22 protein-coding genes are annotated in these 24,960 nt (G+C 65.1%); 8 read left to right on the top strand and 14 right to left on the bottom strand.

The annotated features are described in order from the left end of the window. The first annotated feature begins 84 nt into the window (after positions 1–84). Complete coding sequence (locus GUY23_RS02245; RefSeq protein WP_407647373.1) at positions 85–1,284, top strand: methyltransferase domain-containing protein; 1,200 nt, start codon at positions 85–87, stop codon at positions 1,282–1,284. On the opposite strand, the gene trpS is transcribed toward GUY23_RS02245, so the two are convergent. Next, positions 1,278–2,330, bottom strand: a complete 1,053-nt coding sequence (gene trpS, locus GUY23_RS02240) for a tryptophan--tRNA ligase (RefSeq protein ID WP_166969354.1) — start codon at positions 2,328–2,330, stop codon at positions 1,278–1,280. The genes GUY23_RS02245 and trpS overlap by 7 nt on opposite strands. 383 nt (positions 2,331–2,713) lie before the next feature. On the opposite strand from trpS, the gene GUY23_RS02235 reads away from it, so the two are divergent. Further along, positions 2,714–3,094 (top strand): VOC family protein, encoded by a 381-nt coding sequence (locus tag GUY23_RS02235; RefSeq protein WP_166969352.1) that lies wholly within the window; start codon positions 2,714–2,716, stop codon positions 3,092–3,094. Between the two features lie 120 nt (positions 3,095–3,214). Here GUY23_RS02235 and GUY23_RS02230 read toward each other — a convergent pair whose 3' ends face one another. Continuing rightward, positions 3,215–4,099 carry a LysR family transcriptional regulator gene (locus tag GUY23_RS02230; protein ID WP_166969350.1) on the bottom strand — a complete coding sequence of 295 codons (885 nt, stop codon included), beginning with the start codon at positions 4,097–4,099 and terminating at the stop codon, positions 3,215–3,217. An 85-nt stretch (positions 4,100–4,184) separates the two neighbouring features. Between GUY23_RS02230 and GUY23_RS02225 the strand changes: the two genes are divergently transcribed. From GUY23_RS02225 to GUY23_RS02215, 3 genes are read left to right on the top strand one after another with little or no spacing between them, the layout of a single operon-like run. Next, entirely contained in the window at positions 4,185–5,627 is a 1,443-nt protein-coding gene (locus tag GUY23_RS02225) for a CitMHS family transporter (protein ID WP_228282663.1), read from the top strand. After that, positions 5,615–7,030: an acyclic terpene utilization AtuA family protein gene (locus tag GUY23_RS02220; RefSeq protein WP_228282662.1), complete on the top strand. Its 1,416-nt coding sequence runs from the start codon at positions 5,615–5,617 to the stop codon at positions 7,028–7,030. Before GUY23_RS02225 ends, GUY23_RS02220 begins: the two co-directional genes overlap by 13 nt. Then, a complete protein-coding gene (locus GUY23_RS02215) occupies positions 7,027–7,326 on the top strand; it encodes an AtuA-related protein (protein ID WP_166969348.1) in 300 nt (99 codons plus the stop codon). Before GUY23_RS02220 ends, GUY23_RS02215 begins: the two co-directional genes overlap by 4 nt. Before the next feature lie 19 nt (positions 7,327–7,345). Here GUY23_RS02215 and GUY23_RS02210 read toward each other — a convergent pair whose 3' ends face one another. From GUY23_RS02210 to GUY23_RS02180, 7 genes are all read right to left on the bottom strand, one after another. After that, entirely contained in the window at positions 7,346–8,164 is an 819-nt protein-coding gene (locus tag GUY23_RS02210; RefSeq protein WP_166969346.1) for an IclR family transcriptional regulator, read from the bottom strand. A gap of 61 nt (positions 8,165–8,225) precedes the next feature. Further along, on the bottom strand, positions 8,226–9,578 hold the full coding sequence (locus GUY23_RS02205; protein ID WP_166969344.1) for a formimidoylglutamate deiminase: 1,353 nt from the start codon (positions 9,576–9,578) through the stop codon (positions 8,226–8,228). After that, positions 9,575–10,852 (bottom strand): allantoate amidohydrolase, encoded by a 1,278-nt coding sequence (locus tag GUY23_RS02200; protein WP_166969342.1) that lies wholly within the window; start codon positions 10,850–10,852, stop codon positions 9,575–9,577. The genes GUY23_RS02205 and GUY23_RS02200 overlap by 4 nt, the downstream gene beginning before the upstream one ends. 42 nt (positions 10,853–10,894) lie before the next feature. After that, positions 10,895–12,571 carry a histidine ammonia-lyase gene (hutH, locus tag GUY23_RS02195; RefSeq protein ID WP_166969340.1) on the bottom strand — a complete coding sequence of 559 codons (1,677 nt, stop codon included), beginning with the start codon at positions 12,569–12,571 and terminating at the stop codon, positions 10,895–10,897. Positions 12,572–12,668: 97 nt separating this feature from the next. After that, entirely contained in the window at positions 12,669–13,940 is a 1,272-nt protein-coding gene (gene hutI, locus GUY23_RS02190; RefSeq protein ID WP_208085444.1) for an imidazolonepropionase, read from the bottom strand. 383 nt (positions 13,941–14,323) lie between these two features. Further along, on the bottom strand, positions 14,324–16,045 hold the full coding sequence (gene hutU / locus GUY23_RS02185) for a urocanate hydratase (protein WP_166969338.1): 1,722 nt from the start codon (positions 16,043–16,045) through the stop codon (positions 14,324–14,326). Between the two features lie 279 nt (positions 16,046–16,324). Further along, positions 16,325–17,224, bottom strand: a complete 900-nt coding sequence (locus tag GUY23_RS02180) for a hypothetical protein (RefSeq protein WP_166969336.1) — start codon at positions 17,222–17,224, stop codon at positions 16,325–16,327. Positions 17,225–17,542: 318 nt separating this feature from the next. Between GUY23_RS02180 and GUY23_RS02175 the strand changes: the two genes are divergently transcribed. Continuing rightward, positions 17,543–18,436, top strand: coding sequence for a LysR family transcriptional regulator (locus GUY23_RS02175; protein ID WP_166969334.1), 894 nt, complete (start codon positions 17,543–17,545; stop codon positions 18,434–18,436). 70 nt (positions 18,437–18,506) lie between these two features. Here GUY23_RS02175 and GUY23_RS02170 read toward each other — a convergent pair whose 3' ends face one another. After that, positions 18,507–18,956 (bottom strand): MarR family winged helix-turn-helix transcriptional regulator, encoded by a 450-nt coding sequence (locus GUY23_RS02170; RefSeq protein WP_166969332.1) that lies wholly within the window; start codon positions 18,954–18,956, stop codon positions 18,507–18,509. A 111-nt stretch (positions 18,957–19,067) separates the two neighbouring features. Between GUY23_RS02170 and GUY23_RS02165 the strand changes: the two genes are divergently transcribed. Then, positions 19,068–20,288 carry a multidrug effflux MFS transporter gene (locus tag GUY23_RS02165; RefSeq protein ID WP_166969330.1) on the top strand — a complete coding sequence of 407 codons (1,221 nt, stop codon included), beginning with the start codon at positions 19,068–19,070 and terminating at the stop codon, positions 20,286–20,288. A 177-nt stretch (positions 20,289–20,465) separates the two neighbouring features. Next, the gene (locus GUY23_RS02160; protein WP_166969328.1) at positions 20,466–21,896 is read left to right on the top strand and encodes a purine-cytosine permease family protein; all 1,431 of its coding nucleotides are present in this window, start codon (positions 20,466–20,468) and stop codon (positions 21,894–21,896) included. Positions 21,897–21,981: 85 nt separating this feature from the next. Here GUY23_RS02160 and GUY23_RS02155 read toward each other — a convergent pair whose 3' ends face one another. The 4 genes from GUY23_RS02155 to GUY23_RS02140 all read right to left on the bottom strand — a co-directional run bounded on the left by GUY23_RS02155 (position 21,982) and on the right by GUY23_RS02140 (position 24,665). Next, entirely contained in the window at positions 21,982–22,323 is a 342-nt protein-coding gene (locus tag GUY23_RS02155; RefSeq protein WP_166969326.1) for a carboxymuconolactone decarboxylase family protein, read from the bottom strand. A gap of 72 nt (positions 22,324–22,395) precedes the next feature. Beyond that, the gene (locus tag GUY23_RS02150; protein WP_166969324.1) at positions 22,396–23,253 is read right to left on the bottom strand and encodes an aldo/keto reductase; all 858 of its coding nucleotides are present in this window, start codon (positions 23,251–23,253) and stop codon (positions 22,396–22,398) included. Between the two features lie 9 nt (positions 23,254–23,262). Further along, positions 23,263–23,685: a cupin domain-containing protein gene (locus GUY23_RS02145; RefSeq protein WP_166969322.1), complete on the bottom strand. Its 423-nt coding sequence runs from the start codon at positions 23,683–23,685 to the stop codon at positions 23,263–23,265. Between the two features lie 77 nt (positions 23,686–23,762). Beyond that, a complete protein-coding gene (locus GUY23_RS02140; RefSeq protein WP_228282661.1) occupies positions 23,763–24,665 on the bottom strand; it encodes a helix-turn-helix domain-containing protein in 903 nt (300 codons plus the stop codon). Positions 24,666–24,960 lie beyond the last annotated feature (295 nt).

The raw sequence follows: 24,960 nt of genomic DNA, 5'->3' as shown, positions 1-24,960 counted from the left end.
CTATCGTTCCGCACACCCGAATCTCGACAGCGCGTCAGCCGACTGCTTGAGACCGGGCACGCCGGCTCCGAGTAAGATGACGCCATGATGCCGGCCACCTCACTCACCCTTGCCCCGACCGGAGTCGGGCGCCTGCATTGCCACCATTTCGACGCCGGATCCTGCCACTCATGCGCGCTCATCGAGACCCCGTATCGGCAGCAGGTCTCGGACAAGGAGTCATGGTGTCGGGAGATCCTCGCCGAGGCGGCCCCGCAGTTGTGGCTGCCGAGTTTCGTCGACGGGATGGCCGAGTTCCGCAACCGTGCAAAGCTTGCCGTCGGCGGGTCGGCGGGACAGGTTACTTTGGGCATCCTCGATCAGGAGTTCCATGGAGTCGACCTGCGCGACTGCGGAATCCAGTCGGAGGCGATCCGCGCGGTGACGCCGATCATCGCTGACTTCCTCGATGCCACTGGCCTCGAACCGTATGACGTCTCCGCACGCCGAGGTGAGCTGAAGTTCGTCCATGTCACCGCGGCCCCGTCCGGAGATCTGATGATCAGATTCGTCGTGCGCACCCAGCACGGGCTCGATGTGCTGCGCTCGCACCGGACCGCACTGTTCGACGCAGTGCCGACCGCGACCGTGGTGTCGGTGAATCGGCTGCCCGAACACAAGGCCGTGCTCGAGGGCAGCGAAGAGGAGATGCTGCGCGGTGAGTCGCTGCGGATGAACCTCGACCGGGTCGACCTTCATCTGCGACCGCAGAGCTTCTTCCAGACGAACACCGATGTGGCCATCGGTCTGTACAACCAGGTGGCCGCGTGGGTGGACTCGGTGGCCGCGGACAACCTGTGGGATCTCTACTGCGGCGTCGGTGGATTCGCGCTCTACTGTGCAGACAGCTCCCGCCACGTCACCGGTGTCGAGGTCAGCGAGCAGGCGATCGAGTCGGCGAAGATCAGCGCCGGCGAGCTCGGCATCGATGCACGTTTCCTCGTCGGCGATGCCACGGAGTTCGCTGAGGAGCACCTCGGCGGTCGAGCAGGTGACCCGGCCGGCCTCGAACGGCCGGATTGCGTGATCGTCAACCCACCTCGGCGCGGGATCGGGGCCAGGCTGTCGACCGCGCTCGAGGATTCGGACTTCGAGCACATCGTCTATTCGAGTTGCAATCCGGTGTCCCTTGCCAAGGACCTGGCCCGGATGCCGAGCTATACCGTCGAGCAGGCCCGGATCTTCGACATGTTCCCGCACACGAAGCACCTCGAGGTCGCGGTACTGCTGCGCCGCCGTCAGTAGTCCATCCCCATCGCCGTGCGCACCTCGGCAAGCGTCGCCTCGGCGATAGCATTGGCCCGCACATTGCCGGCGTCCAGGATGCGCATCACCTCGGCGAGGTCCGCCTCCAGCTCGGCGCGACGGGTTCGATGGTCGGCGAGGTATTCGTTGACCACCTCGGCGACGTGGCTCTTCAGCGCCCCGGCACCCGCGTCGGCGATGGAGGCCGCGATGGCCTCGGGTGGCTCACCGGTGCACACCGACGCCGTGGACAGCAAAGCCGAGACTCCAGGACGGGTGTCGGGGTCGAAGGTGATGTGCCGCTGTGAGTCGGTCTGGGTCCGGCGGATGGTCGCGACCGTCTCGTCGGCGCTCATGCCCAGCGAGATGGCGTTGCCGTAGCTCTTCGACATCTTCCGCCCGTCGAGTCCAGGGAGTTCGGGAGTGGTGGTGAGCAGGGCCTCCGGTTCGGGGAAGATCGTGCTCGAATCGGTCCCGTAGCGTTCGTTGAAGCGGCGGGCGACGGTCCGGGTGATTTCGACGTGCGGCAGGTTGTCCTTGCCGACCGGCACGAGGTTGCCCTTGCAGAAGAGGATGTCCGCGGCCTGGTGGACCGGGTAGGTGAGCAGGAGTCCGCTGAGCGGTCGCTCGGAGGCGGCGAGTTCGGACTTGACCGTCGGATTGCGCCGCAGTTCGGAGTCGGTGACGAGGCTGAGGAACGGCAACAGCAGCTGGTTGAGCGCGGGCACAGCCGAATGAGTGAAGATCGTCGTCTGCGTCGGGTCGATGCCTGCCGCGAGGTAGTCCATGATCGCCTGACGGACGTTATCGCGGACACTCGCCGAGGTGGCCCGGTCCGTGATCACCTGATAGTCGGCGATGACGATGAACGTCTCGATGCCGAGGTTCTGCAGACGCACACGTTCGAGCACCGATCCGAAGAGGTGCCCGAGGTGGAGTGGCCCGGTGGGTCGTTCTCCGGTGAGCATGCGGAATAGGCCGGGATGGGTGTCGATGTCGGCGCGCAGCTGCGGCATGCGTTCGAAAGTGGCGGTGAGTGAATCCATGGAGGTGTCTCCTTCGGTTCGTGTCGTCGATGTGATGACACGGACTGCACGGAAGGGACCTCACAAGGAGAGCGGGCTGCCATGCAGCCCGCGGGTATGCGTCAGTCGGCTGCGTTGAGAGGCAGCCACCACCAGTTGAGTCCGGAATTGCGCATGTCTCGATCGTACGCCGGCCTCATCGATCGCCGAGGCGGCGGGTGGTGTTCGTCCGCGTTGAGCAGCGGTAAGCTCGACGGTATGACCGGACAGGCATACAGCCGCTCACGGATCGGTAACCCGGTCGGCAGTTGAGCCGCAGAGGGCACGAGCGTTCGGCTCGAGGCCCTCCCACGAAGAAGTCACCATTTCGAAGCACAATCCACACAGCGAAAAGGACTTCTTCAATGTCAGCACACTTCAATCACACCATCATCGCGGCAACTGACCCTGCTGAGTCGGCGCAGTTCTACGTCGATATCCTCGAGGCCGAGCACACCACCTCGTGGGGAGTCTTCTCCAACATCGTGCTCTCAGACGGGGTGATGCTCCAGTTCGCCTCTCCCCCGCCTGGGTTCGACATCCTCCCGGTCCACATGGCGTTCCTCTGTACCGAGGAGCACTTCGACCGAGCCGTCGACCTGTTGAAAACGCGTGGCCTCGATTTCTGGGCCGATCCGCAGCGGACCCGTCTGCACGAAACGAATGAGGAGCACGGCGGTCGCGGCGTCTATTTCCTCGACCCGTCGGGCATGTACTTGGAGCTCATCACCAAGCCGTACCTGTAAGGATCGCCGATCGCTTAAGTCGGCGCCCACCGCGCACCGCATAACGCACTACAAGCGTCGGCAGCTTGAGCGGTCGGGGCCTTGTTCGCTCACGTGACGCCGCTGACGACGTTACCAAAGCTATGTCAGCAGACGCTGCCGAAACCGTTCGACCACAGCAGGTAGTGGCCCACGCTTGCGATGGACAACAACCAGAACTCGTTCGATGGGCGGGGTGATCGGCACACTCTCAATGCCTTCGAACTTCACCAACGGAACAACCATCTCAGGCACCACGGAGACTCCGAGACCTGCCGATACCAGACCACCGACCGCTGGAATGCTGCGTGCTGATTGCACAGTCTCGACGGCGACATCATGCTTGGCAAAAGCGTGGCCGACCAATGGGCCGATACTCGTCACAGAGTCGAAAGCGATGAAGTTCTCCCGGGCGAAATCGTTCCATATGAGTTCATCGCATCGGGCGAATGGATGACCCTCAGGCACAATCGCGACAAGCCGATCCGATGTCACCTCTTCCGCCTCAAGCTCGGGCGGGATAGTTGAATCGATTGCCAGAATCCCCAGGTCCACAGTGCCGTTGAGTATCTTCTCCGCAACCTTCTCCTGCGGCTCGTCATGGATCTTCAGCCCGACCTGCGGTAGGTCGCGCCGAAAGTCGGAGATCACAGCAGGAAGCAACGCCGCAGTCACCGACGGCAGACAGGCCAATCGGACGACGCCGTCGTCACCATTCATGTGCCGAGAAATCCGACTGAGTGCCTCATCGTATGCGCCCACCGCCATTGCAGCATGTGCGGAGATTTCGTCTCCCAGATTGGTTGGGACAACCGATCGAGTGCTCCGGTCGAAGAGTCGGCCGCCGATTCGCCGCTCGACTTCCGCCAGCGCACGACTCACGGCGGGCTGACTGATCTGCATATCCTCCGCGGCGAGGGTGAAACTGCGCAGTCGATGCAGAGCTTCGACGGTGCGCAGGTGGTACATCGCCAGATTGATAACCATAGGTCATCAGTGTAGAGCGGATCGATATTGGACGACCTCGTCGATGCCGAGGAAACATAGATTCCGATATCTGAGAAAGGAATCAATGGTGCTTTCACTCATTGGATACGTATCAATGCTGGTGATTCTCGCTCTGCTCCTCTGGCAGAAGGTCTCACCGATCGTCGCTCTGGCCGGTGTCCCGATCGTGGCGGCGCTGATCGTCGGCAACTCACCCTCCGAAGTCAGTGAGTTCGCACTGTCTGGCATAACGAGCGTGGCCGACGTCGTCGTGATGTTCGTGTTCGCAATTGTCTTCTTCGGCATCCTTCGTCATGTCGGCTTCTTCGATCCGATTGTCCAGAGGATCGTCCGCCTCGGCGGCTCTTCACCGAAAGCTGTCACAGTAGCAACGACGCTGCTGGCCACCGTTGCTCATCTCGATGGAGCCGGTGCGACGACCTTTCTCATCACCATTCCCGCCATGCTGCCGATCTACCAACGCCTCGGGATGAGCAGACTGACCCTCACGGCCTGCGTCGGACTCGGCGCAGGGGTGATGAACATTCTCCCCTGGGGCGGGCCGACCGCACGTGCCGCAGCAACAGTCGACGTCGATGCCAATCTCGTGTGGACACCGCTCATTCCTGCCCAGATCGTCGGCATCATCGCCGCATTGGGGGTCGCATGGTTTCTCGGGGCACGTGAAGCGCGACGCATCACCAATGGCAAGCCCTGCGAGTTTGCTGAAGTTATACAGGCGCACCGCGATACCCACACCGAACATTCGTCTGTGGAGGGTGCCGACGGCGGCCACTCCTCTTCCGCAACAATCGACACTGGCACCGAGACTGGGACGGATGATGAGAACCAGACCCACGACAAAAGCGACCCGGAAGCTCCTTCTGAGAAGGATTTTCGGAATATTCCGCTGTGGATCAACGGACTGTTGCTGCTCGCCACTCTCGCCGTCCTCATGTGGGGCATCGTCTCTCCGGCCGTCGCCTTCCTCGTCGCGACGATCATCGCACTCGTCATCAACTTCCGCGGATTGGAGAATCAGTCGCGGCAGTTCGATATCAGCGCGAAATCAGCCATGCTCATGGCCAGCACCCTCCTTGCTGCCGGAGTTCTCCTCGGGGTCCTCGACGAGAGCGGCATGATCGACTCGATGGCAGACTCCGCTGTGCAGGTTCTTCCTCCCGGCATCATGCCTGTGCTCCCGATCATCGTCGCGATCCTGGGTGTGCCTATGAGTCTGTTCTTCGGCCCCGACGCCTACTACTTCGGAGTCCTTCCTGTCCTCTCCGCGGTCGGATCGAACTACGGTATTGATCCAGTAGTCCTCGCCCAGGCATCAGTCATCGGCCAGGAAACAGTCGGCTTCCCCATCAGCCCACTGACAGGGTCGTTCTACCTGCTCGTCGGACTCGCGAACGTTCCCATCGGAAAACACATCCTCGGCCTCATCGGCTGGGCCTGGTTGGTCAGTATCATCATGCTCGTTGCCGCAATCGTGACTGGAGTGATCCCCCTGTGGACAGCCTAAACCTGTCGAGCCTCTCGGGGCTCTCATCGTCTCCCAAACCGAAGGGCCACGTCCGGGTCGGTGCCGGAGCCGGCTTTGCCGGTGACCGGCTCGATCCTGCGATCGCCCTCGCCGAATACGGCCAGCTCGACTACCTGGTCTTCGAGCTCCTCGGCGAGCGCACTGTGGCCGCGGCTCAGCGGCGGGAACGAGTCTCCGCGGGCACCGGCTTCGATCCGACGTTAGTCGACAGGATCGTCTCGGTCGCTCGGCAGTGCGAAGCCAACGACACGCGCATCGTGACGAACGGCGGTGCAGCCAATCCGAAGGCTGCGGCCATTGCTGTCGCCGACGCGATCCGCGATATGGGCGTGAACATGACGGTTGCCTACATCTCAGGCGATGATGTGCTCGGCACCGTCGAAGATTCGGATCCGGTGACCTGGGAGACAGGACAACCCGCCTCGGCGTCCGAGGGCGAGTTGATCTCGGCCAATGCGTACCTCGGCAGCGAACCGATCCGGCGTGCTTTGGATTCGGGCGCACACATCGTCATCACGGGCCGGGTCGCTGACCCTTCGCTGTACGTCGGAGCACTGGCGCATCATTTCCGCTGGGATCTTCGACATGCCGATCTCATCGGTCGCGCCACCGTTGTCGGCCACCTTCTGGAATGTGCCGGTCAGGTGACCGGCGGATACTTCGCTGACCCGGTGACGAAACCTGTCAACGGACTTGCTTGGCTGGGGTTCCCGTTCGCCGACGTCGATTCCGACGCGCAGGCGGTCATCGGCAAACTCGATGGGACCGGTGGGGAGGTCTCGGCCCGCACCTGCACAGAACAGCTCCTCTACGAAGTTGCCGACCCAGCCGCTTACATCACTCCTGACGTCACCGCCGACTTCAGCCACGTGCGCTTCGAACAGCTGGGCGATGATCGCGTGCGCGTATCCGGTGGGACTGGTGGCCCGCGTCCAACGGAACTCAAAGTCACGCTCGGATACGACTCCGGTTGGCAGGGCGAAGGGCAGATCACTTACAGCGGGCCGCGGTCGCGGGAGCGCGCCGAGCTTGCGGCGTCGATCGTCCGTGAACGCCTCAGCGCACTCCATGACGTCGATCCTCACGAGATCTTCACCGAATACATTGGAATGGCGGCGGCATTCCGCGGTCTGCTGCCGGTCGATTCTCCCGCCGAGGTACGCCTCAGGATCGTTGGTAACGCACGTTCCCAGCACGGTGCGGCGATCTTCGGCGACGAGGTCGAAGCTCTCTACACGAATGGCCCCGCAGGCGGAGGAGGTGCGCGCAAATCCGTGCACAACGTCATCTCGGTCAAATCGTGCAGCCTGCCTCGTACGACCATCGAACCGTCGGTTTCAGTCAACTTCATCGGCGGCGCGCAGAAAGAAGGAACACAATGACTGCCGTTGACGAGCTCGCTACGGTGAGGACCGGCGACAAGGGAGACACACTCATCCTCGGCGTCATCGCTCACGACCAAGCTGCATACGGCCTTCTGGACACGGGTCTCACCGGCGAGAGAGTCGCGGAACATTTCGGACTGTCAGCCGCGGCGGTCCGACGCAGCGAACTGCCTGGTCTGCGTTCGTTCAGCTTCGAGCTCTCCGGGATGCTCGGGGGTGGAGTCACCGGCTCGCCAAGTCTCGACGGACACGGAAAGGCCCTGAGCTACCACCTGCTCACACTGCAGATCTGACAGGGCGCAACCCCGCGCCTCACCGCAGCTTCGCGGTCACCTCGGCGGCGGTGGCGATGACCTTTTCGACGAGCGGCGCCAACGGGTCGGAGTCCGCCCCAGTCCCCTTATCCAGATCCTTCCCCGAGTCCTTATCCGCACCCTTGTCCGTGTCCTTCCCCGCGACCTTCACACTATCGGGCAGGGACAGTCCGACGGCCGCGATCGGGCGGCCCAGCACATCGAACACGGGCGCGGCGATCGTCGAAATGCCCGGTGTCACCTCGCCGTGCTCGATCGCCCAGCCGACTCGCCTCTCCTGGGCAAGGACCGCGTTGAGCGCCTTGATCGAGGTCGGGCCCTTGCCTGTGCGGGTGACGAATCCGGTCTCGGACTGCAGCATCGCGAGCACCTCGGACTTCGGCAGCTGCGCGAGGATCGCGCGCCCCGTCGCGGTGAGGTAGCTGGGCATGCGCACCCCGGTCGCGGTGATGACGGCCACGGACTTCAGCGATTGCTCCTTGAGCACGTACTCGGTCTCCCAACCGCGGATCACGGCAAGCTGAGCTGTCGCAGCCGTGTCTTCGGCGAGCTGGCGCACGATCGGCTGCGCCAACCGCTGCAGCGGGTTCGTCCGCAGGTAAGAGGCCCCGAGCTCGTGCACACCGGCCCCGAGCACATACCCGGAATCCGTGCGCGCCACGAGTCCGAGCTCCTCGAGCACGGCGAGGATGTCATAGGCACTCGACCGAGGGATCTCCAACGACCTGACCAGCGCACCGGCCGTGATCGCCCGGTTCGACACCGCCATGTGCCGCAGGATCGCGATCGCCCTGCGCAGCGCGGGAACCTCAGCCACGGCAGCCACCTCCGATGCCGGCACCGCCGACTTCCCGACCCGCAACGACCTCACCCACGGTTCAGCCCTCCATCTCCAGCGCCGCGAAGGCCTGCGCGTAGAGCGCGGAGATGTCCCCGAGTTCGACATGAGCACCGTCGCGCACGCGCACTTGCCCGCCGCTGACGGTGAGACGAACATCCGCCGAGGTGGCCGTGAGGATGATCTGTTCGTCCAGTGATCCCATGGTGCGCATACTGTCGGTGCGCAGGGCCACGAAGTCACACGCTTTGCCGACCTCGAGGGACCCGACGGGCAGGTCGAGACTGCGCGCCCCTCCCTCGGTCAGCGCCGTGATGAGTTCGGCCGGGGAGAAGCGACCCCGCTGGCCCGAGCGCAGACGCTCCCCGGCTTCGAGTCCCTGGGTCTCACGCAGGGCGTCGAGAACGACGTGCTGGTCAGAGCCGAGCGAGATCACGGCGCCGGCGTCGGCGAGCTCGCGGGCCGGTCCGATGCCGTCGGCCAGATCCGCCTCGGTGCACGGGCACATGACGATCGACGCCCGCGAGCTGCCGAGGATCGCGATGTCCTCCTCGCTCAGGTGCGTGGCGTGGACGGCGGAGAGTCGGTCGGTGACGACTCCGGAGCGTCCGAGCACCTCGGTGGGGCTGGCCCCGTATGCGCTCTGGCAGGCCTCGTTCTCTGCCGGCTGTTCGGACAGGTGCACGTGCACGGGCCCGGTCAGTTCGGCGAACCGGGGCAGGTTCGCGGCCGGGACGGCGCGGATCGAGTGGATGGCCGCACCTACGCGGACGAAGCTCTCACCTGGGGCGTTGACGGGGAATTCCTCGGCGAAGGCCTCGGTGAGTCCGGCGTGACGGTTCATGTATCCGTCGATGGTGCCGTCGCCGAATCGGGCCTGCTCGGCCGAGAGTTCCGCGTCGATTGCCCCGGTGAGGTAGCAGGTGTCGAGGAGTCGGATGCGGATCCCCGCCGAGGCGGCCGCCCGTGCCAGCGCCCGTTCCATGGCGTGGGCTGGATCGTACGGTGTTCCGTCCGGAGTGTGGTGGACGTAGTGGAACTCCCCCACCGAGGTGTAGCCGCCGGCGAGCATCTCCGCGAAGACGGCGCGGGCCACGGTCTCATAGGTGTCCGGGTCGAGCTTCGCGGCGACGGAGTACATGACCTCGCGCCAGGTCCAGAAGGTGCCGCCGTCGCCGTGGGTGCGGCCGCGCAGCATGCGGTGGAAAGCGTGGGAATGGGCGTTGACTCCGCCGGGCAGAGTGAACCCGGGGACCGCCTCGGCGTCGGAGGGAGCGGCATCGATTCCGGTTTCGACAGCGGTCAGCGTCCCGGTGTCATCGGCGGTCAGCAGCACGCCGTTGGCCACGGCCCCGTCGACCCAGGCGGTCTCGCACCAGTAGCGCGTGCTCATTCCGCACCTCCGGCAACGGTCGAGTTCCCGGACCTCGCATCGGCGGTCGCTCCGCCGCCGTTGACTCCGAGTTCGCGTTCGAGCACCCGCACGAGTGCCTCGACTCCGGCGCGCTGGTCGTCGACCTCGCAGGCCTCTTCCGGTGCGTGCGAGACGCCGGTCGGGTTGCGGACGTAGAGCATCGCCGAAGGTACGTGGGCGGCGAGGATGCCGGCGTCGTGCCCGGCTCCCGAGGGCAGCAGCGGTGCGGTCGGCAGCACCGAGCTCATGCGCGCGTTGAGGTCGGCGGTGAAGTGGGTGGTCGGCGAGTACGACTCGCGCGACACAGTGACCTCGACGCCTGTGCCCGAGGCGTGTCCCTCTGCGCGGCGGGAGATGGCTTCGAGAACCTGCTCGACGACGGCGTCGTCAGGGTGGCGGATATCGAGCCAGAAGCTCATGGCCGAGGCGATGACGTTCGTCCCACCCGGGTGGATGAGCGTGCGACCCACCGTCGCCACGGCCCTCGCGTCAGTGGCGGCCGCTACGGTCGGGATATCCCCGATCACCCGGGAGGCCGCGACCACCGGGTCGGCGCGATGGCTCATCGGCGTCGTCCCCGCGTGATTGCCCTGGCCCGCGAAGGAGAAGTGCCAGCGACCGTGGCCGATGATCGAGGATCCGATGGCGACGGCCTGGTCGGTGTTGATCAGTCCGATGCCCTGTTCGACATGGAGTTCGATGAAGGAACCGATTCCGGCCAGCCGAGACTGGTCACGCCCGACCCGCTCAGGGTCGAGGCCATAGCCACGGGCGACATCGGCGAAGGTGTCGCCGGCAGCGTCCTTGAGGCCGAGCGCCCGATCGGCGTCGATGGCGCCGGTGAGCAGACGTGAGCCGAGGCAGGCGACGCCGAAGCGCGAGCCCTCTTCCTCGGGGAAGACCGCCAGGGCCAGGGGTCTGGTGGCCCGGTCGAGTGCGCCCGATGCTTTGAGCTCATCGAATGCCGCCAGCGCCGAGGCGACTCCGAGGGGGCCGTCGAAGGCGCCGCCGCCGGGGACGGAGTCGAGGTGGGAGCCGGTGACGACCGCGTCCTCCCCGGGCGCGGTCGCCCATGCCCAGGTGATGCCGTTGGCGTCGATCTCGGTGTCGAGGCCGCGGCGGTCCGCCTCGGCGAGGAACCACTCGCGCAGGTCCCGCTCTGTCGCAGAGAATCCGGGGCGCTGGTAGCCGGGTCCGCGGGTGTCGCGGCCGGTGCCCTCGATCTGTCCCAGCAGGGAGACGACATCGCTCATTGTCAGTTCACTCCGTTCGAAATCGGTCGGGGCCGGTCGGCCTCAGTCCTTGTGGGTGGTGGCTGCGGCGGTGCCCGAGGCCTCAGCAGCAGCGTCGAGGTTGCCCAGCGCCGTGAACTCGGGATCGTTCACGGCCGGTCCACCACCAGCCGGCTGCCAGGTTCCGGCCGCGGAGGTCACGGTGTGGGTCAGCGGCGCGACCGCCTCGGCGGCGGCGACCAACGAGCCGTCCTTGACCTTCGCAATGGTCTCGGCGAGCTCGGGCGAGAGGAACCGGTCGGGACCGGGCCCGGGAACGGTCTCCCGGATCGCGGAGATGACGGCACCGGTCACCGCGGCAGGTGCGGCCTCACGCATATCGCAGGCTCGGGAGGCCGCGTAGAGCTCGATGCCGATGACGGACGCGAGGTTGTCGACGACCTTGCGCAGCTTCCGGGCGGCCGACCACCCCATGGACACGTGGTCCTCCTGCATTGCCGAGGACGGGATCGAGTCGACCGAGGCCGGGGTCGCGCCGCGCTTGGCTTCGGAGACCATGGCCGCCTGGGTGTAGTGGGCGATCATCAGTCCCGAGTCGACACCGGCGTCGTCGGCGAGGAACGGCGTGAGGTCCTGGTTGCGGGCCACATCCATCATCCGGTCGGTGCGGCGTTCGGACATCGAGGCGACGTCGGCAGCGACGATGGCGAGGAAGTCGAGCGCGTGGGCCAGGGGTGCGCCGTGGAAGTTGCCGTTCGAGGACACCATGCCGTTGGTGAGCACGACCGGGTTGTCGATGGCCGCGCGCAGTTCGCGTTCGGCGACTCCGGTGGCGAAGGCGACGGCGTCGCGGGCGGCGCCGTTGACCTGCGGGGCGCAGCGCATCGAGTAGGCGTCCTGGACGAGGTGGGTGGAATCGCGGTGGCTGGCAGTGATGCCGGAGTCGGCGAGCGAGGCGAGCATGTTCGCCGCTGAGGCGGCCTGACCGTCGTGCGGACGCAGGGCGTAGTGGAGTTCGGGGGCGAAGACGGCGTCGGTGCCGAAGAGTCCCTCGATGCTCATGGCCGCGGACACGTCGACGGCGGTGAGGAGGTTCTCGAGGTCGGTCAGCGCCATGATGAGCATGCCGAGCATGCCGTCGGTGCCGTTGACGAGCGCGAGGCCCTCCTTCTCCGCGAGCGTGACGGGGGTGATGCCGGCGGCGGCGAGGATCTCATCGGCCGGTCCGGCAACGCCGTCGGGGCCTTCGGCCACACCTTCGCCCATGACGACGAGCGCGCAGGCCGACAGTGGTGCGAGGTCGCCCGAGCAGCCGAGCGATCCGTATTCGTGGACGACGGGAGTGATTCCGGCGTTGAGGAGGTCGACGTAGGTCTGGAGCACCTCGGCGCGGACTCCGGCCCGACCGGTGGCCAGGGTCCGGGCGCGCAGCAGCATGAGGGCGCGGACGACCTCGCGTTCGACGGGGTCACCGACGCCGGCGGCGTGGGAGCGGATGAGGGACTTCTGCAGCTGGGTGCGCAGCTCGGCGGGGATGTGCCGCTGGGCGAGGGCGCCGAATCCGGTCGAGACTCCGTAGACGGGCTTCGGGGCGGAGGCGAGGGCATCGATGGCTTCGCGGTATTTGTTCACCCGGGCCAGGGTGGTCTCGGACAGGGAGACCTTCGCGTCGTGGCGGGCGACGTCGACCACCTCGGCGAAGGTGAGTGTATCGGGGTCGAGATCGATGAAGTCGGTCATCGTGTTCCTTTCCTGGGGTTCGTCGTGGATTCTGAGCGGTTGGACCGGCACCGAGCTGGTCCCTCGTGACCGGCTCATCGTGTTCGTGCGCGGGCAATCAGTCGCGGGGTCGGTTGTCGGCGATGAGCTCGCCGCCGCAGTAGACGCGTTCGACCAGTTGGACGCCGGGCCGGTAGGCCAGGTGCCGGAAGCTGGGGGCGTCGAGGACGACGAGGTCCGCTCGGGCGCCGGCACCGAGGTGGCCGATGTCGGTGCGCTGGAGGGCGTTGGCGCCTCCTGCGGTGGCCGCCCACACGGCCTGGTCGACGGTGAAGTGCATGTCGCGCACGCCGATGGCGATAGCGAAGGGCACGCTGTTGGAGAACCCGGAGCCCGGGTTGCAGTCGGTGGCGATGGCCAAGCGGACGCCGGCGTCGACGTAGCGGCGGGCATCGGGGTAGGGCTGACGGGTGGAGAATTCGATGCTCGGCAGCAGCGTGACGACAGTTCCCGCCTCGGCGAGGATTTTCAGGTCCTCATCGGAGGCGAAGGTCGCGTGGTCGACGGAGGCGCAGCCGAGTTCCGCGCCGAGCTTGAGTGCCCCGCCTTCGGTCAACTGGTTCGCATGCAGGCGCGGAATCATGCCCGCGGCCTTGCCGGCATCGATGATGCGCCGGGTCTGGTCTTCGGTGAAGGCACCGGTCTCGCAGAACACGTCGATCCACTTCGCCTTGCCGGCGGCGGCCGGGATGATCTCGTCGATGACGAGGTCGACGTAGACCTCCGGGTCCTCTTTGTATTCGGGCGGGACGACGTGGGCGGCGATGAGCGTCGACTCATCTGTATGCCGGTTGATGATCTCCAGCGCCTGGATCTCGTCGTCGAGTGTGAGGCCGTACCCGGTCTTGATCTCGAAGGTCGTCGTGCCCTGCCGCCGGGCCTGCTCGAGGAGGTGGACGAGGTTGGCCTCGAGCTCGGCTTCGGTGGCGGCGCGGGTGGCGGCCACGGTCGTGGCGATGCCCCCGGCCGAATACTTCTGTCCGGCCATGCGAGCGGCGAATTCCTCGGATCGGTCGCCGGCGAAGATGAGGTGGTTGTGGCTGTCGACGAAGCCGGGGATGACGCCTTTCCCGCCGAGGTCGATGGTCTCGAGTCCGCCCAGTTCGTTCGTCGAGGTGACTTCCCCGTTGACGATGTCATCGTCGTTGACGCCGTGCGCGGTCGCATCGCCGAGGTGGTTCTGCACGGCCGTGTCCGCCTGGGCGGACGGCCCCGACCAGATGACTCGGCCGCCGTCGACGAGCAGTGCGGCGTCGGTGATGACGTCGAGTTCGCCGAGGCGGTCGAGGTCGTTGACGACCAATTCGCTGATCCCGGTGAATAGCTGCATGACGGTCGGCCCTTTCCGATCGAGTGTGGTCCACCCCCAGTATGGACCGCTCGGAGACGACAGAGAACGGTCCAGCACGAGATTCGTCCGATATTTCGGACACTCGGCACCTCTTCCTCGGCGAGTAGGACTCGGGCGGAGCCTTATCTGTTGTGCGGCTTCCTCTTTCGGCTCACCTTCCTCCGAGATACTCACCGAAGAATGTGAGTAACTCAGAGAAAAGTGGGTCAAAGGTCCGTGACAGCCGCGGCCGATGTCGGCTCGAAAGGTTTCGAGCACACACAGAGTCGGGCAGCACAGACTTGATGACTGCGCTGCCCGACTGTGTGCGTACCCCTCAGCAACCACTCCGTGTGTCGCCGTGATCCGCACCGCAGAGCGCGTTACTGCGCGGCGGACTCCTCGTCGCGCTTGTCGAGCTCGGGGACCATCGGCACGCGCTGACCGCGTTCGGCGGCTACCTCGGCGGCGCGGTCGTAACCGGCGTCGACGTGACGGATGACTCCCATGCCCGGGTCGTTGGTGAGCAGGCGGGCGAGCTTCTTCGCGGCCAGTTCGGTGCCGTCGGCCACGGAGACCTGTCCGGCGTGGATGGATCGGCCGATGCCGACGCCACCACCGTGGTGGATGGACACCCAGGTGGCACCCGAGGAGGTGTTGACCAGGGCGTTGAGCAGCGGCCAGTCTGCCACGGCGTCTGTGCCATCACACATGGATTCGGTCTCGCGGTAGGGGCTGGCGACCGAACCGGAGTCGAGGTGGTCACGGCCGATGACGATCGGGGCCGAGACCTTGCCTTCGGCGACGAGCTGGTTGAACAGCAGGCCCGCCCGGTGGCGTTCCTTGTAGCCGAGCCAGCAGATGCGGGCCGGCAGGCCTTCGAACTCGACGTACTCATGGGCGGCATCAAGCCAGGTGTGGAGGTGCTCGTTCTCGGGGAAGAGCTCCTTCAGTGCCTGATCGGTGACTTCGATGTCCTTCGGGTCACCGGACAGGGCGACCCAGCGGAAGGGTCCGAGGCCTTCGCAGAAGAGGGGTCGGATGTAGGCGGGGACGAAGCCGGGGAATTCGAAGGCACGGTCGTAGCCGGCCTTGCGGGCTTCGTCGCGGATCGAGTTGCCGTAGTCGAAGACTTCGGCGCCGCGGTCCTGGAACTCGACCATGGCTCGCACATGCTTGGCCATCGACTCTTCGGCGCGGATGGTGAACTTTTCCGCATCCTGCTCGGCCTCGTCGTGCCAGTCGTCGACGCTCACGCCGACGGGCAGGTAGGACAGCGGGTCGTGCGCCGAGGTCTGGTCGGTGACGATATCGACCTCGGCCGCCTCAGGGCGGTCGAGGATGAGGGGGAGGATCTCGGCGGCATTGCCGACGAGTCCGACGGACAGCGCCTGCTTGTTCTTCTTGGCCTCGATGACCTTCGCCAGGGCGGTGTCGAGATCGGTCTCCACCTCATCGAGGTAGCGCTTGGACTTGCGGCGATCGAGGCGGGTCTTGTCGACGTCGATGATGAGACAGGCACCGCCGTTGAGGGTCACGGACAGGGGCTGGGCCCCACCCATGCCGCCGCAGCCGGCGGTGATGGTCAAGGTGCCGGCCAGGGTGCCGTCGAAGCGCTTGCGGGCGATCGCACCGAAGGTCTCGTAGGTGCCCTGGAGGATGCCCTGGGTGGCGATGTAGATCCAGGAGCCGGCGGTCATCTGGCCGTACATCATCAGGCCCTCGGCCTCGAGTTCGCGGAAGTGCTCCCAGTTGGCCCAGTCGCCGACGAGGTTGGAGTTCGCAATGAGCACGCGCGGGGCCCATTCGTGGGTGCGCATGACGCCGACGGGTTTGCCGGACTGGATGAGGAGGGTCTCATCGTCCTCGAGGTCGTCGAGGGTGCGCACGATCGCGTCATAGGCTTCCCAGGAGCGGGCCGCGCGGCCGGTGCCGCCGTAGACGACGAGGTCCTCGGGACGTTCGGCGACCTCGGGGTCGAGGTTATTCATGAGCATCCGCTTGGGTGCTTCGGTCTGCCAGGACTTCGCGGTGATCTCGGTTCCGCGGTCGGCGCGGATGACCCTGCTCGGGTCGTGCTGGGTAAAGGTGGGCTTCGTGGACATGGGGCTCTCCTCATCGTCGCGGCCGATCGCTGCTTCACCGGACCCGTGTCCGATGGAGCGGAATCGTCCGCATGGCTGAAACGGTGCGCGAGCCTGCTGGTCGTCGCGCTGTCGTCTCCGACTACACGTTCCATTCTGTCGCTTGACGAGGATTGTGAAAGTGGCCCGGATCAAGTTCTGTCCGAAATCTCGGACATGATGCGTCGTTCGGAACTGATGGGCCTTCTTATCTGGGCTGACTCTTGATGCAGTATTCCGCGCCTCCCACACTTAACCGACTCAAGCAGTGACCGCACGATCGCTGATTGATTTGATAGCAGGGTGATTCCGCAGTCCGTCGGCGCCCTTGAGTTGACGGACTATGAGGACTGATGTCGCCGCGATGTTCGGCGAAAAGAGCTGCAAAGGCTCAGTATTATCACCAAAGTCCAACGTAAGGGTCATCGCGTCCAGATCAGGGTAGAACGCAGCCAAGGCGTTGTAATAGAACGACAACATGCGTCCGCCAACCGGAATGATCAGCCTGCGATCGGTGACGAGCACATCGACATACTGAATCTCTCGCCATTGCGCGGCCGCCTGACGCTGCGCCTGGGCACGGGCATTCGCGTTTCCGACCGACGATCCGATCATCGCGCCGATAACGAAGAGCGGGCTGCCCATGGCGATGGTGCCGGCGGTCCGATAGGTGACGTCCTGGCCGTAGAAGCGTGCATATTTGGCCCGATACTGATCAACAAGTGACTCACCCGGTTCCAGGTTGATGTTGAAGTTCTCTGAGGCCGAAAGCGCTTCACCGCGCAGCAGGGTTTCACACCAGTGAGTGGCCTGCACCCTCGCGATCGTTCGCGCCTCGAAGTCACAACGCGGCCCCCCTTCGGCGACGATCTGCTGCTCCATTCTGCGAGCCTGTATTTCGTTGCGCTTCTGCACTTTGCGCCCGTACAGTGCGCTCATCCGATAGGTCTTCTGCGCACCTGTGATCGTCAGGATCATGAACACGATCGGGGCCACTGCTGTGCAGAGACCAGCGACGACGACCAGCCACGCCAGGCCTGGCCCGTCAGAACTCGGCAGCGCCATCAGAGCGATCATTCCGAAGATGACAATCGACAGCGGGATGAGCAGGAGTGGAACAATCCATCGGAGGTGCCTGCCGAGTCCTCGTTCCACCGTCATCTGCCGCTCCTCGTGATCTTCGTAAATGGACTTCCGTGCCTCGACTGAACGGAGGCCGGCTCAGCGAGTGAGGTTCCGTCAGGAGAGATTGTCACTGCAGACGTTATCGCACCCGTGTCGTGCTGTCAGGGGCGCCCGCACGCCGCCCAATTTTGTCGCCCAAAAGGGCAGGTCATGAAGGCCCTCGACGGATATTGTCGAGCACCACCGCGAACCCGATTTGGCAGTTAAGGATCGCTTCTAAAACAGAACTCTCGAATTATTGTCAGTCTGCGCAATAATTGAGCATCAACAGTTCATCGACCGGGGAGATCATCCATGGAGCTGCAGCAGATCCGAGCCTTCGTCGCCGTCGCCGAGGAGCTCCACTTCGGTCGCGCCGCCGAACGCCTCGGCATGGCGCAGCCCCCGCTGAGTCGCACGATCCGCACCCTGGAGACCGAACTCGGCGCCTCGTTGTTCCAGCGCACGACACGCACGGTCAGCCTCTCCCCTGCCGGCAAAGCACTGCTCGAACCGGCCAAGCACATGCTCGCAACCCAGCAGGTCGCGGTCGAGTCGGTCCGCCGCTCTTCCAGCGGAGAGGTCGGACGCGTCCGCCTCGGCTACTCCCAACCGTCTTCGCGACACCTCGCCGCCGCCCTCGTCACCGCTTCGCACGACCGCAACCCGGGGATCGCCTTCCAACTCGAGTCGAGCGTCTATTCCGAAGAAGGGCTCGAGCGGATCATGGACGGCAGCCTCGACCTCGCGCTGGTCCGCTGGCGCCAGCGCCCGCCGCACATCGCCGGTCGCCCAGTCGCGGTCGAGCACCCCTGTGCGGCGATGCCGACCACGCACCGTCTCGCCGCTCGCAAGAAGATCCGTGTGGAGGAGCTGGCCGATGAGCCGTTCGTCCTCTTCCCCGCTCGACCGAGCTCAAATCTGCGCGAGACGGCGATGCGCCTGTGCCTCGACGCCGGCTTCAGCCCGCGGATCGTCCAGGAGGCTCCCGACTCCCAGTCGATCTCCGCCCTCGTCTCCGCCGGCATGGGGATCACGATCACTGTCGATTCCGTGGCCGCCGGCGATGATCCGCGGATCACCGTTGTGCCGCTCGATGTGCCGGACGAGAGCATCCACGTCCATCTCGCCTACCGCAGCGACCATCAGGATGCTGCGCTCGACACCGTGCTCGAAGTCGCCGAGGCGGTCCTGCCGACCGTGCGCTGACCACCGCCGGTCGCTTTGAGGCTCACACCGCCACCGAGGTGGCCGGATGACACGTTCGACTGCGGCGGGTTCACGGCCTCCCGCGTCGGTTCGCGGCGATCCAACTGTCGATGGTTCGGAGCACGCGGACGGCGGTCTCCACGTCTGCCTCGTTGAGGTCGGCGCCGTCGATCACTCCACGCCACTCCTCGTGGACACGACTGAGGTTCTCGGCGGCCTTGCGGGTGAGCGTGAGGATCATGCGGCGCCCGTCCTCGGGGTCGCGTTCGCGTTCGACGAGTCCGACGTCGACGAGGCGTTTGATCGCAGCACTGGCGTTGCTCACCTGAAGGTTCACCCCGTCCGCCACGTCGTGGAGTGAGGCACCCGGAGTCCGCTCGAGGTACTGGATGACGAGGCGTTCGACGGGAGTGAGTTCGACGATGCGGGAGTCGTCGAACTTCCGCGTCTCCAGGCCCCTGGTGATGTGCAGCGCGGACTCGATGAGGTCGATGAGCGGTTCGCGAGGTGAGGCGGTCATTTGACCAGTCTACACAATTAGTTATAGTTATATAAGTAATTACCAGTGACGCCGGGGCCCGCCCACGCCCGATCGCCGCCACATCGCCTCCCACTTCTCGAACGGATTCGCATGCCAGAACGCTCCTCCCGAGTCACACCCGCAATGCTCATCACCCTCGGCCTGCTGGCCGCGGCCGCCCCGCTGAGCACCGACCTCTACCTCTCGGCCTTCCCGACGATGGCTGAGGATCTCGCCACCTCGGCGACCGGAGTGCAGCTGTCGCTGACGACGTTCCTCGTCGGGGCCGGTGCCGGACAGGTCCTGTTCGGACCGTGGTCGGATCGCGCCGGACGCATGCGGCCTCTACTGGTGGGGCTCGGCGTCTACGTGCTGGCCAGCATCGTCGCCGCGATCGCGCCGTCGATCACGATCCTCGTCCTCGCCCGTTTCCTCCAGGGCATCGGCGGATCATCGGGCATGGTCATCGGACGAGCCATGATTCTCGACCGACAGTCGGGCACCGAGGCAGCCCGGGCCCTGAACATCATGATGGCGATGACCGGAATCGCACCGATCGTCGCACCGCTGGCCGGCAGTCTGCTCGTCGATCCGCTCGGTTGGCGCGGGATCCTGTGGGTCATCTTCGGTATCGCCGCCATCTCACTCCTCGCCGCCGTGTGCGTACTTCGAGAGACCCTGCCGACACAGGAACGCGAGAGACGACACAGCGATCGGCAGCCCGGATCGTGGCGGTCACTGCTCTCCCGCCCGTACATCGGCACGACAGTCGCTTTCGCGTTCACAATGGGCGTCCTCATGTCCTATATCTCGGCCTCCCCGTTCGTCTACCAAACCATCATCGGAATGGACGAGATCAGCTACGGGCTCGCCTTCGCCCTCAATGCGATCGGCATGTCAGTGGCCACCATCTCCTCGAACCGACTGAGCACGCGCTATTCGCTCACCAGATTGGCCGGAATCGGGCTGGGGATCAGCCTCGTCGGCACCGTGGCCACTCTCGTCTGCGCCGCCGCGGGTGTGGAGTCCTGGCCGCTGATGATTCCGCTCTTCATGGCCGTGGCACCGCTGGGCATGGTACTCGGCAATGTCAGCGCGATGGCGATGTCTGCGGTATCGCCGCGGGCGACCGGACTCGCCTCCTCACTACTGGGCCTCGGACAGTTCACCCTCGCCGGCATCGCCGGAGCCCTCGTCGGACTCGGCGGCGAGACGACCGCACTGCCGATGACGATCATCATGCTCGCCAGCGGGGTCATCGCCGCCATCTGCCTCACCGCGTCCCGAGTCGGAGCCCGGCAGGGAGACCGGGAGACCGTCGACATCACCTGAATGCGACGCGGCAACAGCGGCGAAACATCGCCGACATCTTTCGCGGTCTACCATCGTTCCGTCAGCCACCGCAGCGAATCATTCCGAGATCTCGGACGGTTTGTGTGACTCAAGACTCGTATGAGCCTGCCCGTGGTGTCACACTGAACCAGATTCATCAGTCCGAAGGAGACAGCCATGGCGAACGCAACGAGTTCGGGGATCGAGAAACGGTCGATCGAAATGGTCCCCGACGCCGAGCGCCACGGAACGCCCCGCTCACAGTTCACCTTGTGGTTCGGGGCCAACACACAGATCACGGCGATCGTCGACGGCGCCCTGGCCGTCGTGTTCGGCGCCGATGCCCTGTGGGCGATCATCGGCCTGCTCATCGGCAACGTCATCGGCGGCATCGTCATGGCCCTCCACTCGGCGCAGGGTCCGCAGCTCGGGCTGCCGCAGATGATCTCCTCGCGTGCCCAGTTCGGCATCATCGGGGCGATCATCCCACTCGTGCTCGTCGTCCTCATGTACATCGGCTTCGCCTCGACCGGAGCAGTCCTCTCCGGCCAGGCCGTCAACCTCATCATCGGCGTGAATACCCCGGCCGTGGGCATCGTCATCTTCGGTGCCCTCACCGCCCTGGTGGCACTGCTCGGGTACAGGTACATCCACGTCCTCGGACGGATCTCCTCGGTGACGGGCCTGCTCGGGTTCCTCTTCATCACCTACTGCGCGCTCACGAAGGTCGACGTGCCCGGGCTGATCTCGCACTCGTCGTTCGCGTTCCCCGCGTTCCTCTCGGCGATCGCACTGTCGGTGGGCTGGCAGCTGACGTACGGCCCCTATGTCGCCGACTACTCGCGCTACCTGCCGCGCTCGACCCCGTCGTCGAAGACCTTCTGGTTCACGTTCGGCGGATCGGTCATCGGCTCGCAGTGGTCGATGACGCTGGGTGCGCTCATCGGCGCGGCCGCCATGACCGAGTCCGGCAATGAGTTCGTCGAGAACCAGGTCGGCTATGTCGGCGACATCGTCGGCGGCGGAGTGTTCGCCCTGCTCATCTTCATCGTCATCCTGCTGGGCAAACTGACCGTCAACACGCTCAACGCCTACGGGGCGTTCATGTGCACGCTGACGATCCTCACCTCGTTCGGCAATAAGGCGACGATTCGCCGCTGGACGCGCGCGGTCTTCGTCATCGGCATCGTCACGCTCACGGTGCTCGTCGCGCTGCTCGCCTCGGCGGACTTCCTCGCGAACTTCAAGAACTTCGTTCTCGCGCTGCTCATGGTCTTCACCCCGTGGTCGGTCATCAACCTCACCGACTACTACCTGATCTCGAAGGACCGCTTCGACATCCCCGCCTTCTACGACCGGGCCGGCCGCTACGGCGCATGGAACTGGCGAGCGCTCGTCGCCTACGGCGTCGGCGTGATCGTCCAGATCCCGTTCCTCGCGCAGTCGTTCTACACCGGCCCGCTGGTCGCGAAGCTCGGCGGCGCGGACATCTCGTGGCTCGTCGGCATCGCGGTCACCTTCGTGCTCTACTACGTGCTCATCCGCAATCACGGGGTTGCTCCGAAGGAGACGATCTACCCCGAACTCGAGGATCTCGAGCGGAAGTGAACAGCCACCTCGGCGGGGAATCATTCCCATCGCCGAGGTAGGGCGTCAGTGACGTTGAGCGGACCTCAACGTCGGTCGCAATTCATCACTCGCCGGCGAAGACCTGCTTCGCCACTGACATGGCTCCCATCCCGTTGGGCCAGCCGGCGTAGAAGGCCAGCTGGGTGATGGCCTCCTTGAGTTCGTCCTCGGTGCAGCCGTTCTGTCGGGCGAAGTCGAGGTGGAAGGCGAGTTGGTCCATCTTCCCGGTCGCCACGAGCGCGGCGACGGTGATCATGCTTCGGTCGCGTTTGCTCAGGCCCTCGCGTTCCCACACTTCGTCGAAGAGGATTCGATCCGTGTAGTGGACCATGCCCGGGGCGAAGTCACCGAATGCCTTCTGGCCGCCGGTCCAGCCCGTCGTCGAATCGTTCGCGCTCTCAGTCATCTCTTCTCCTTCATTCTCTCTCGCGGTGTCGCTGCTTGTGGCGGCCGCCCTTTCGACCCAGACGCCACTCGCTCACTTGCCGCTGAAGACAGGGAAGGCGGCGAATTCGCCGTAGTCGACCTGCCCGAGACCGCGCAGGGTCTCCATGTCGTGGTCGGAGATGACGAAGTCGACATCCGCGTTCGATCGCATGTGGTCGGGGTTCGCGGTCTTCGGCAGTGACACGGCGCCGAGCTGGAGGGTGTATCGGATGCACAGCTGCGGCACGCTCACGCCGTAGCGGTCCGCCATGGCAGTGATGTCGGGGCTGTCGAGGACCGCGCCGTGGGCGATCGGAGAATAGGCCTCGACAACGATGCCGTGCTCTCGGCAGTGAGCGATGAGTTCGGACGGGGTGTTGCCGACGTGAGCGAGGATCTGGTTGACGTGCGGGGCCACGGAGGCGTGCTCGATGAGGTCATCGAGATCGCCTATGAGAAAGTTCGAGACTCCGATCGCTCGGATCCTGCCTGCTCGGTGGGCCTCTTCGAGGGCCTTCCACGCCTGGCGGTTGCCTTCGGCGTAGTCGCCTTCGCGAAAGTCGTCCCAGGGCTGCGGAGCGTGGATGAGCATGAGGTCGATGTAGTCGAGGCCGATTGTCGACAGTGATTCGTCGATCGCGGCCACGGCGGCTTCGTAGTCCTTGATCTCAGCCGCGAGCTTGGTCGAGACGAACAGGTCGTCGCGCGCAATGCCGCTGGTGCGCACTCCTTCTCCGACTCCGCGTTCGTTGCCGTAGGCCTGGGCGGTGTCGATGTTGCGGTATCCGACCTCGATCGCGTCACGTACGGCCTGCGCGGCTTGGTCGTCGTCGATGAACCAGGTGCCCAGGCCGAGTCGGGGAATGGCTACTTCGTTGGACAGTGTCAGGGTGTCATTGAGAATCGTCATGCGGTGTCCTCACTTCATCTCGAGGGTGTTGTAGGTGTCATCGTCGACGGGTTCGAGCCATTCGTTGCTGACGCCGTCTCCGGGTGTGATGAAGGCCAGATGGCTGAACCACGAATCGGACTTCGCGCCGTGCCAGTGCTTCGTCCCGGCAGGGACTCGGATGGCAGTGCCGGGGGTCATGCTGATCGGGTCGTCGCCCTCGGCCTGGTACCAGCCGGAGCCGGCTGTGCACAGCAGGACCTGGTCGCCGCCTCCGTTCTCACCATGGTGGATGTGCCAGTTGTTGCGGCATGCGGGTTCGAAGGTCACATTGCTCACGGGCACGGCACCGTCGGTGAGTGGGGCCAGATAGCTCTGCCCGATGAAGTACTGTGCGAACGCGTCGTTGGCGTCCCCTGTGGGGAACATCTGATCGAATCCTGGGTTGCTCATGGCTGCTCTCCTCGTACGGGTGGTGGCTTGCGAGTTCCATCCTCGTCCTCGTCGGGCAGGGGGACCAGAGGAGGAAATCATCCTGGGATGTTCTTCTCCCCCTCTGCAGTCCTTGCGCCGGGCTCTTTCCTGCCGATCGCCCATGCGGCGAGGAATCGCAGTGCTTCGCCGGTGGGGCTGTCCGCGGCCGCGGTCCAGACGATGAGCTGCTGTTCGGAATCGTGCGCCTCGACGAGTGTGTCCCAGTCGAGGACGAGCTCCCCGGCCGTTTCGTGGTTGAGTGTCTTCGTTCCGGTGGTGAGGCTCTTGACCGACCGTCCGGCCCACCACTTGGCGAACTGCGGGTCCTGCACCGACAGCTCCCCCACCAGGGAGGTCAGCGCCGGGTCCTCGGGGAATTTCGCGGCCTCCATGCGCAGTTGGGCGACGGCGGTCTGTGCCACGGTGTTCCAGTCGGCGTAGAGCGTGCGCATCACGGGGTCGGTGAAGAGGAGGCGCACATAGTTGCGTTTGGCTGCCGGAATCGCGCCGAAGTCGACCATCATGGCTGCGGCGAGATCGTTCCAGGCGAGGATGTCCATGCGCCGACCCATGACGATCGCTGGGGTCGTCGTGAGGTCGTCGAGCACCCTCTGCAGCTGCGGCACCACTTTCTGCGTCCCTCGCCGAGGTGTGCGCATCGGAGCCTTGTCTGCGAGGCTGAAGAGGTAGCTGCGCTGATCGTCGTCCATCTTGAGAACGTCGGCCAGAGCGCCGAGGACGGGGGCCGAGGCCTTGATCCGCCCCTGCTCGATCCGCGTGTAGTAATCGGTGCTGATCGAGGCGAGTTGGGCGACCTCCTCACGACGCAGCCCAGCCACGCGGCGCGGCCCGGCGGTCTCGGGCAGCCCTGCCTGGCGGGGCGTCAGCTCCCCGCGGCAGGTCTTGAGAAAGTTTCCGAGTTCGTTCATCTTCGTATCGCCGACCATGGTCATCATCATGGCACTATCCCGGTCGGACGTGAGGGGGAGGAATCTCTCCCCGGGTGAGTTCCAGCGTGGGCACGCTCTCCTCGGAACCATCTGCGCAATTCGCTCACAACAGGCGCAACCAGCTGGCCTTACACGAGTATATGCGCGTTTTATGCATCATTGTTGCGCACATCACGCATTCGATGGCACACTTACATGAGCCGCGCCGACCGGTCGCTCCACCGTGCAACGCTCGTCCGCACACGATGAACGCCGCACATTCGACGCTCGACCTAATTCGGCGGCGGCTTGGCAACTGGACTCA

It is taken from the genome of Brevibacterium atlanticum, from assembly GCF_011617245.1.
Lineage (GTDB): Bacteria > Actinomycetota > Actinomycetes > Actinomycetales > Brevibacteriaceae > Brevibacterium > Brevibacterium atlanticum.
The sequence above is the reverse complement of the archived record's forward strand: the minus strand, read 5'-3'. Positions and strand labels throughout refer to the sequence as shown.

Excerpts from the sequence above, each read along its gene's own strand:
- GUY23_RS02180 (WP_166969336.1), bottom strand. The coding sequence starts at position 17,224 with ATGACGGTGGAACGAGGACTCGGCAGGCACCTCCGATGGATTGTTCCA.
- GUY23_RS02170 (WP_166969332.1), bottom strand. The coding sequence starts at position 18,956 with ATGACCGCCTCACCTCGCGAACCGCTCATCGACCTCATCGAGTCCGCG.
- GUY23_RS02160 (WP_166969328.1), top strand. The coding sequence starts at position 20,466 with ATGGCGAACGCAACGAGTTCGGGGATCGAGAAACGGTCGATCGAAATG.
- GUY23_RS02215 (WP_166969348.1), top strand. The coding sequence starts at position 7,027 with ATGACTGCCGTTGACGAGCTCGCTACGGTGAGGACCGGCGACAAGGGA.
- hutU (WP_166969338.1), bottom strand. The coding sequence starts at position 16,045 with ATGTCCACGAAGCCCACCTTTACCCAGCACGACCCGAGCAGGGTCATC.
- trpS (WP_166969354.1), bottom strand. The coding sequence starts at position 2,330 with ATGGATTCACTCACCGCCACTTTCGAACGCATGCCGCAGCTGCGCGCC.
- hutH (WP_166969340.1), bottom strand. The coding sequence starts at position 12,571 with ATGACCGACTTCATCGATCTCGACCCCGATACACTCACCTTCGCCGAG.
- GUY23_RS02145 (WP_166969322.1), bottom strand. The coding sequence starts at position 23,685 with ATGAGCAACCCAGGATTCGATCAGATGTTCCCCACAGGGGACGCCAAC.
- GUY23_RS02155 (WP_166969326.1), bottom strand. The coding sequence starts at position 22,323 with ATGACTGAGAGCGCGAACGATTCGACGACGGGCTGGACCGGCGGCCAG.
- GUY23_RS02150 (WP_166969324.1), bottom strand. The coding sequence starts at position 23,253 with ATGACGATTCTCAATGACACCCTGACACTGTCCAACGAAGTAGCCATT.
- GUY23_RS02230 (WP_166969350.1), bottom strand. The coding sequence starts at position 4,099 with ATGGTTATCAATCTGGCGATGTACCACCTGCGCACCGTCGAAGCTCTG.
- GUY23_RS02140 (WP_228282661.1), bottom strand. The coding sequence starts at position 24,665 with ATGATGATGACCATGGTCGGCGATACGAAGATGAACGAACTCGGAAAC.
- GUY23_RS02200 (WP_166969342.1), bottom strand. The coding sequence starts at position 10,852 with ATGAGCGATGTCGTCTCCCTGCTGGGACAGATCGAGGGCACCGGCCGC.
- GUY23_RS02235 (WP_166969352.1), top strand. The coding sequence starts at position 2,714 with ATGTCAGCACACTTCAATCACACCATCATCGCGGCAACTGACCCTGCT.
- hutI (WP_208085444.1), bottom strand. The coding sequence starts at position 13,940 with ATGCAGCTATTCACCGGGATCAGCGAATTGGTCGTCAACGACCTCGAC.
- GUY23_RS02175 (WP_166969334.1), top strand. The coding sequence starts at position 17,543 with ATGGAGCTGCAGCAGATCCGAGCCTTCGTCGCCGTCGCCGAGGAGCTC.
- GUY23_RS02245 (WP_407647373.1), top strand. The coding sequence starts at position 85 with ATGATGCCGGCCACCTCACTCACCCTTGCCCCGACCGGAGTCGGGCGC.
- GUY23_RS02225 (WP_228282663.1), top strand. The coding sequence starts at position 4,185 with ATGGTGCTTTCACTCATTGGATACGTATCAATGCTGGTGATTCTCGCT.
- GUY23_RS02165 (WP_166969330.1), top strand. The coding sequence starts at position 19,068 with ATGCCAGAACGCTCCTCCCGAGTCACACCCGCAATGCTCATCACCCTC.
- GUY23_RS02205 (WP_166969344.1), bottom strand. The coding sequence starts at position 9,578 with ATGAGCACGCGCTACTGGTGCGAGACCGCCTGGGTCGACGGGGCCGTG.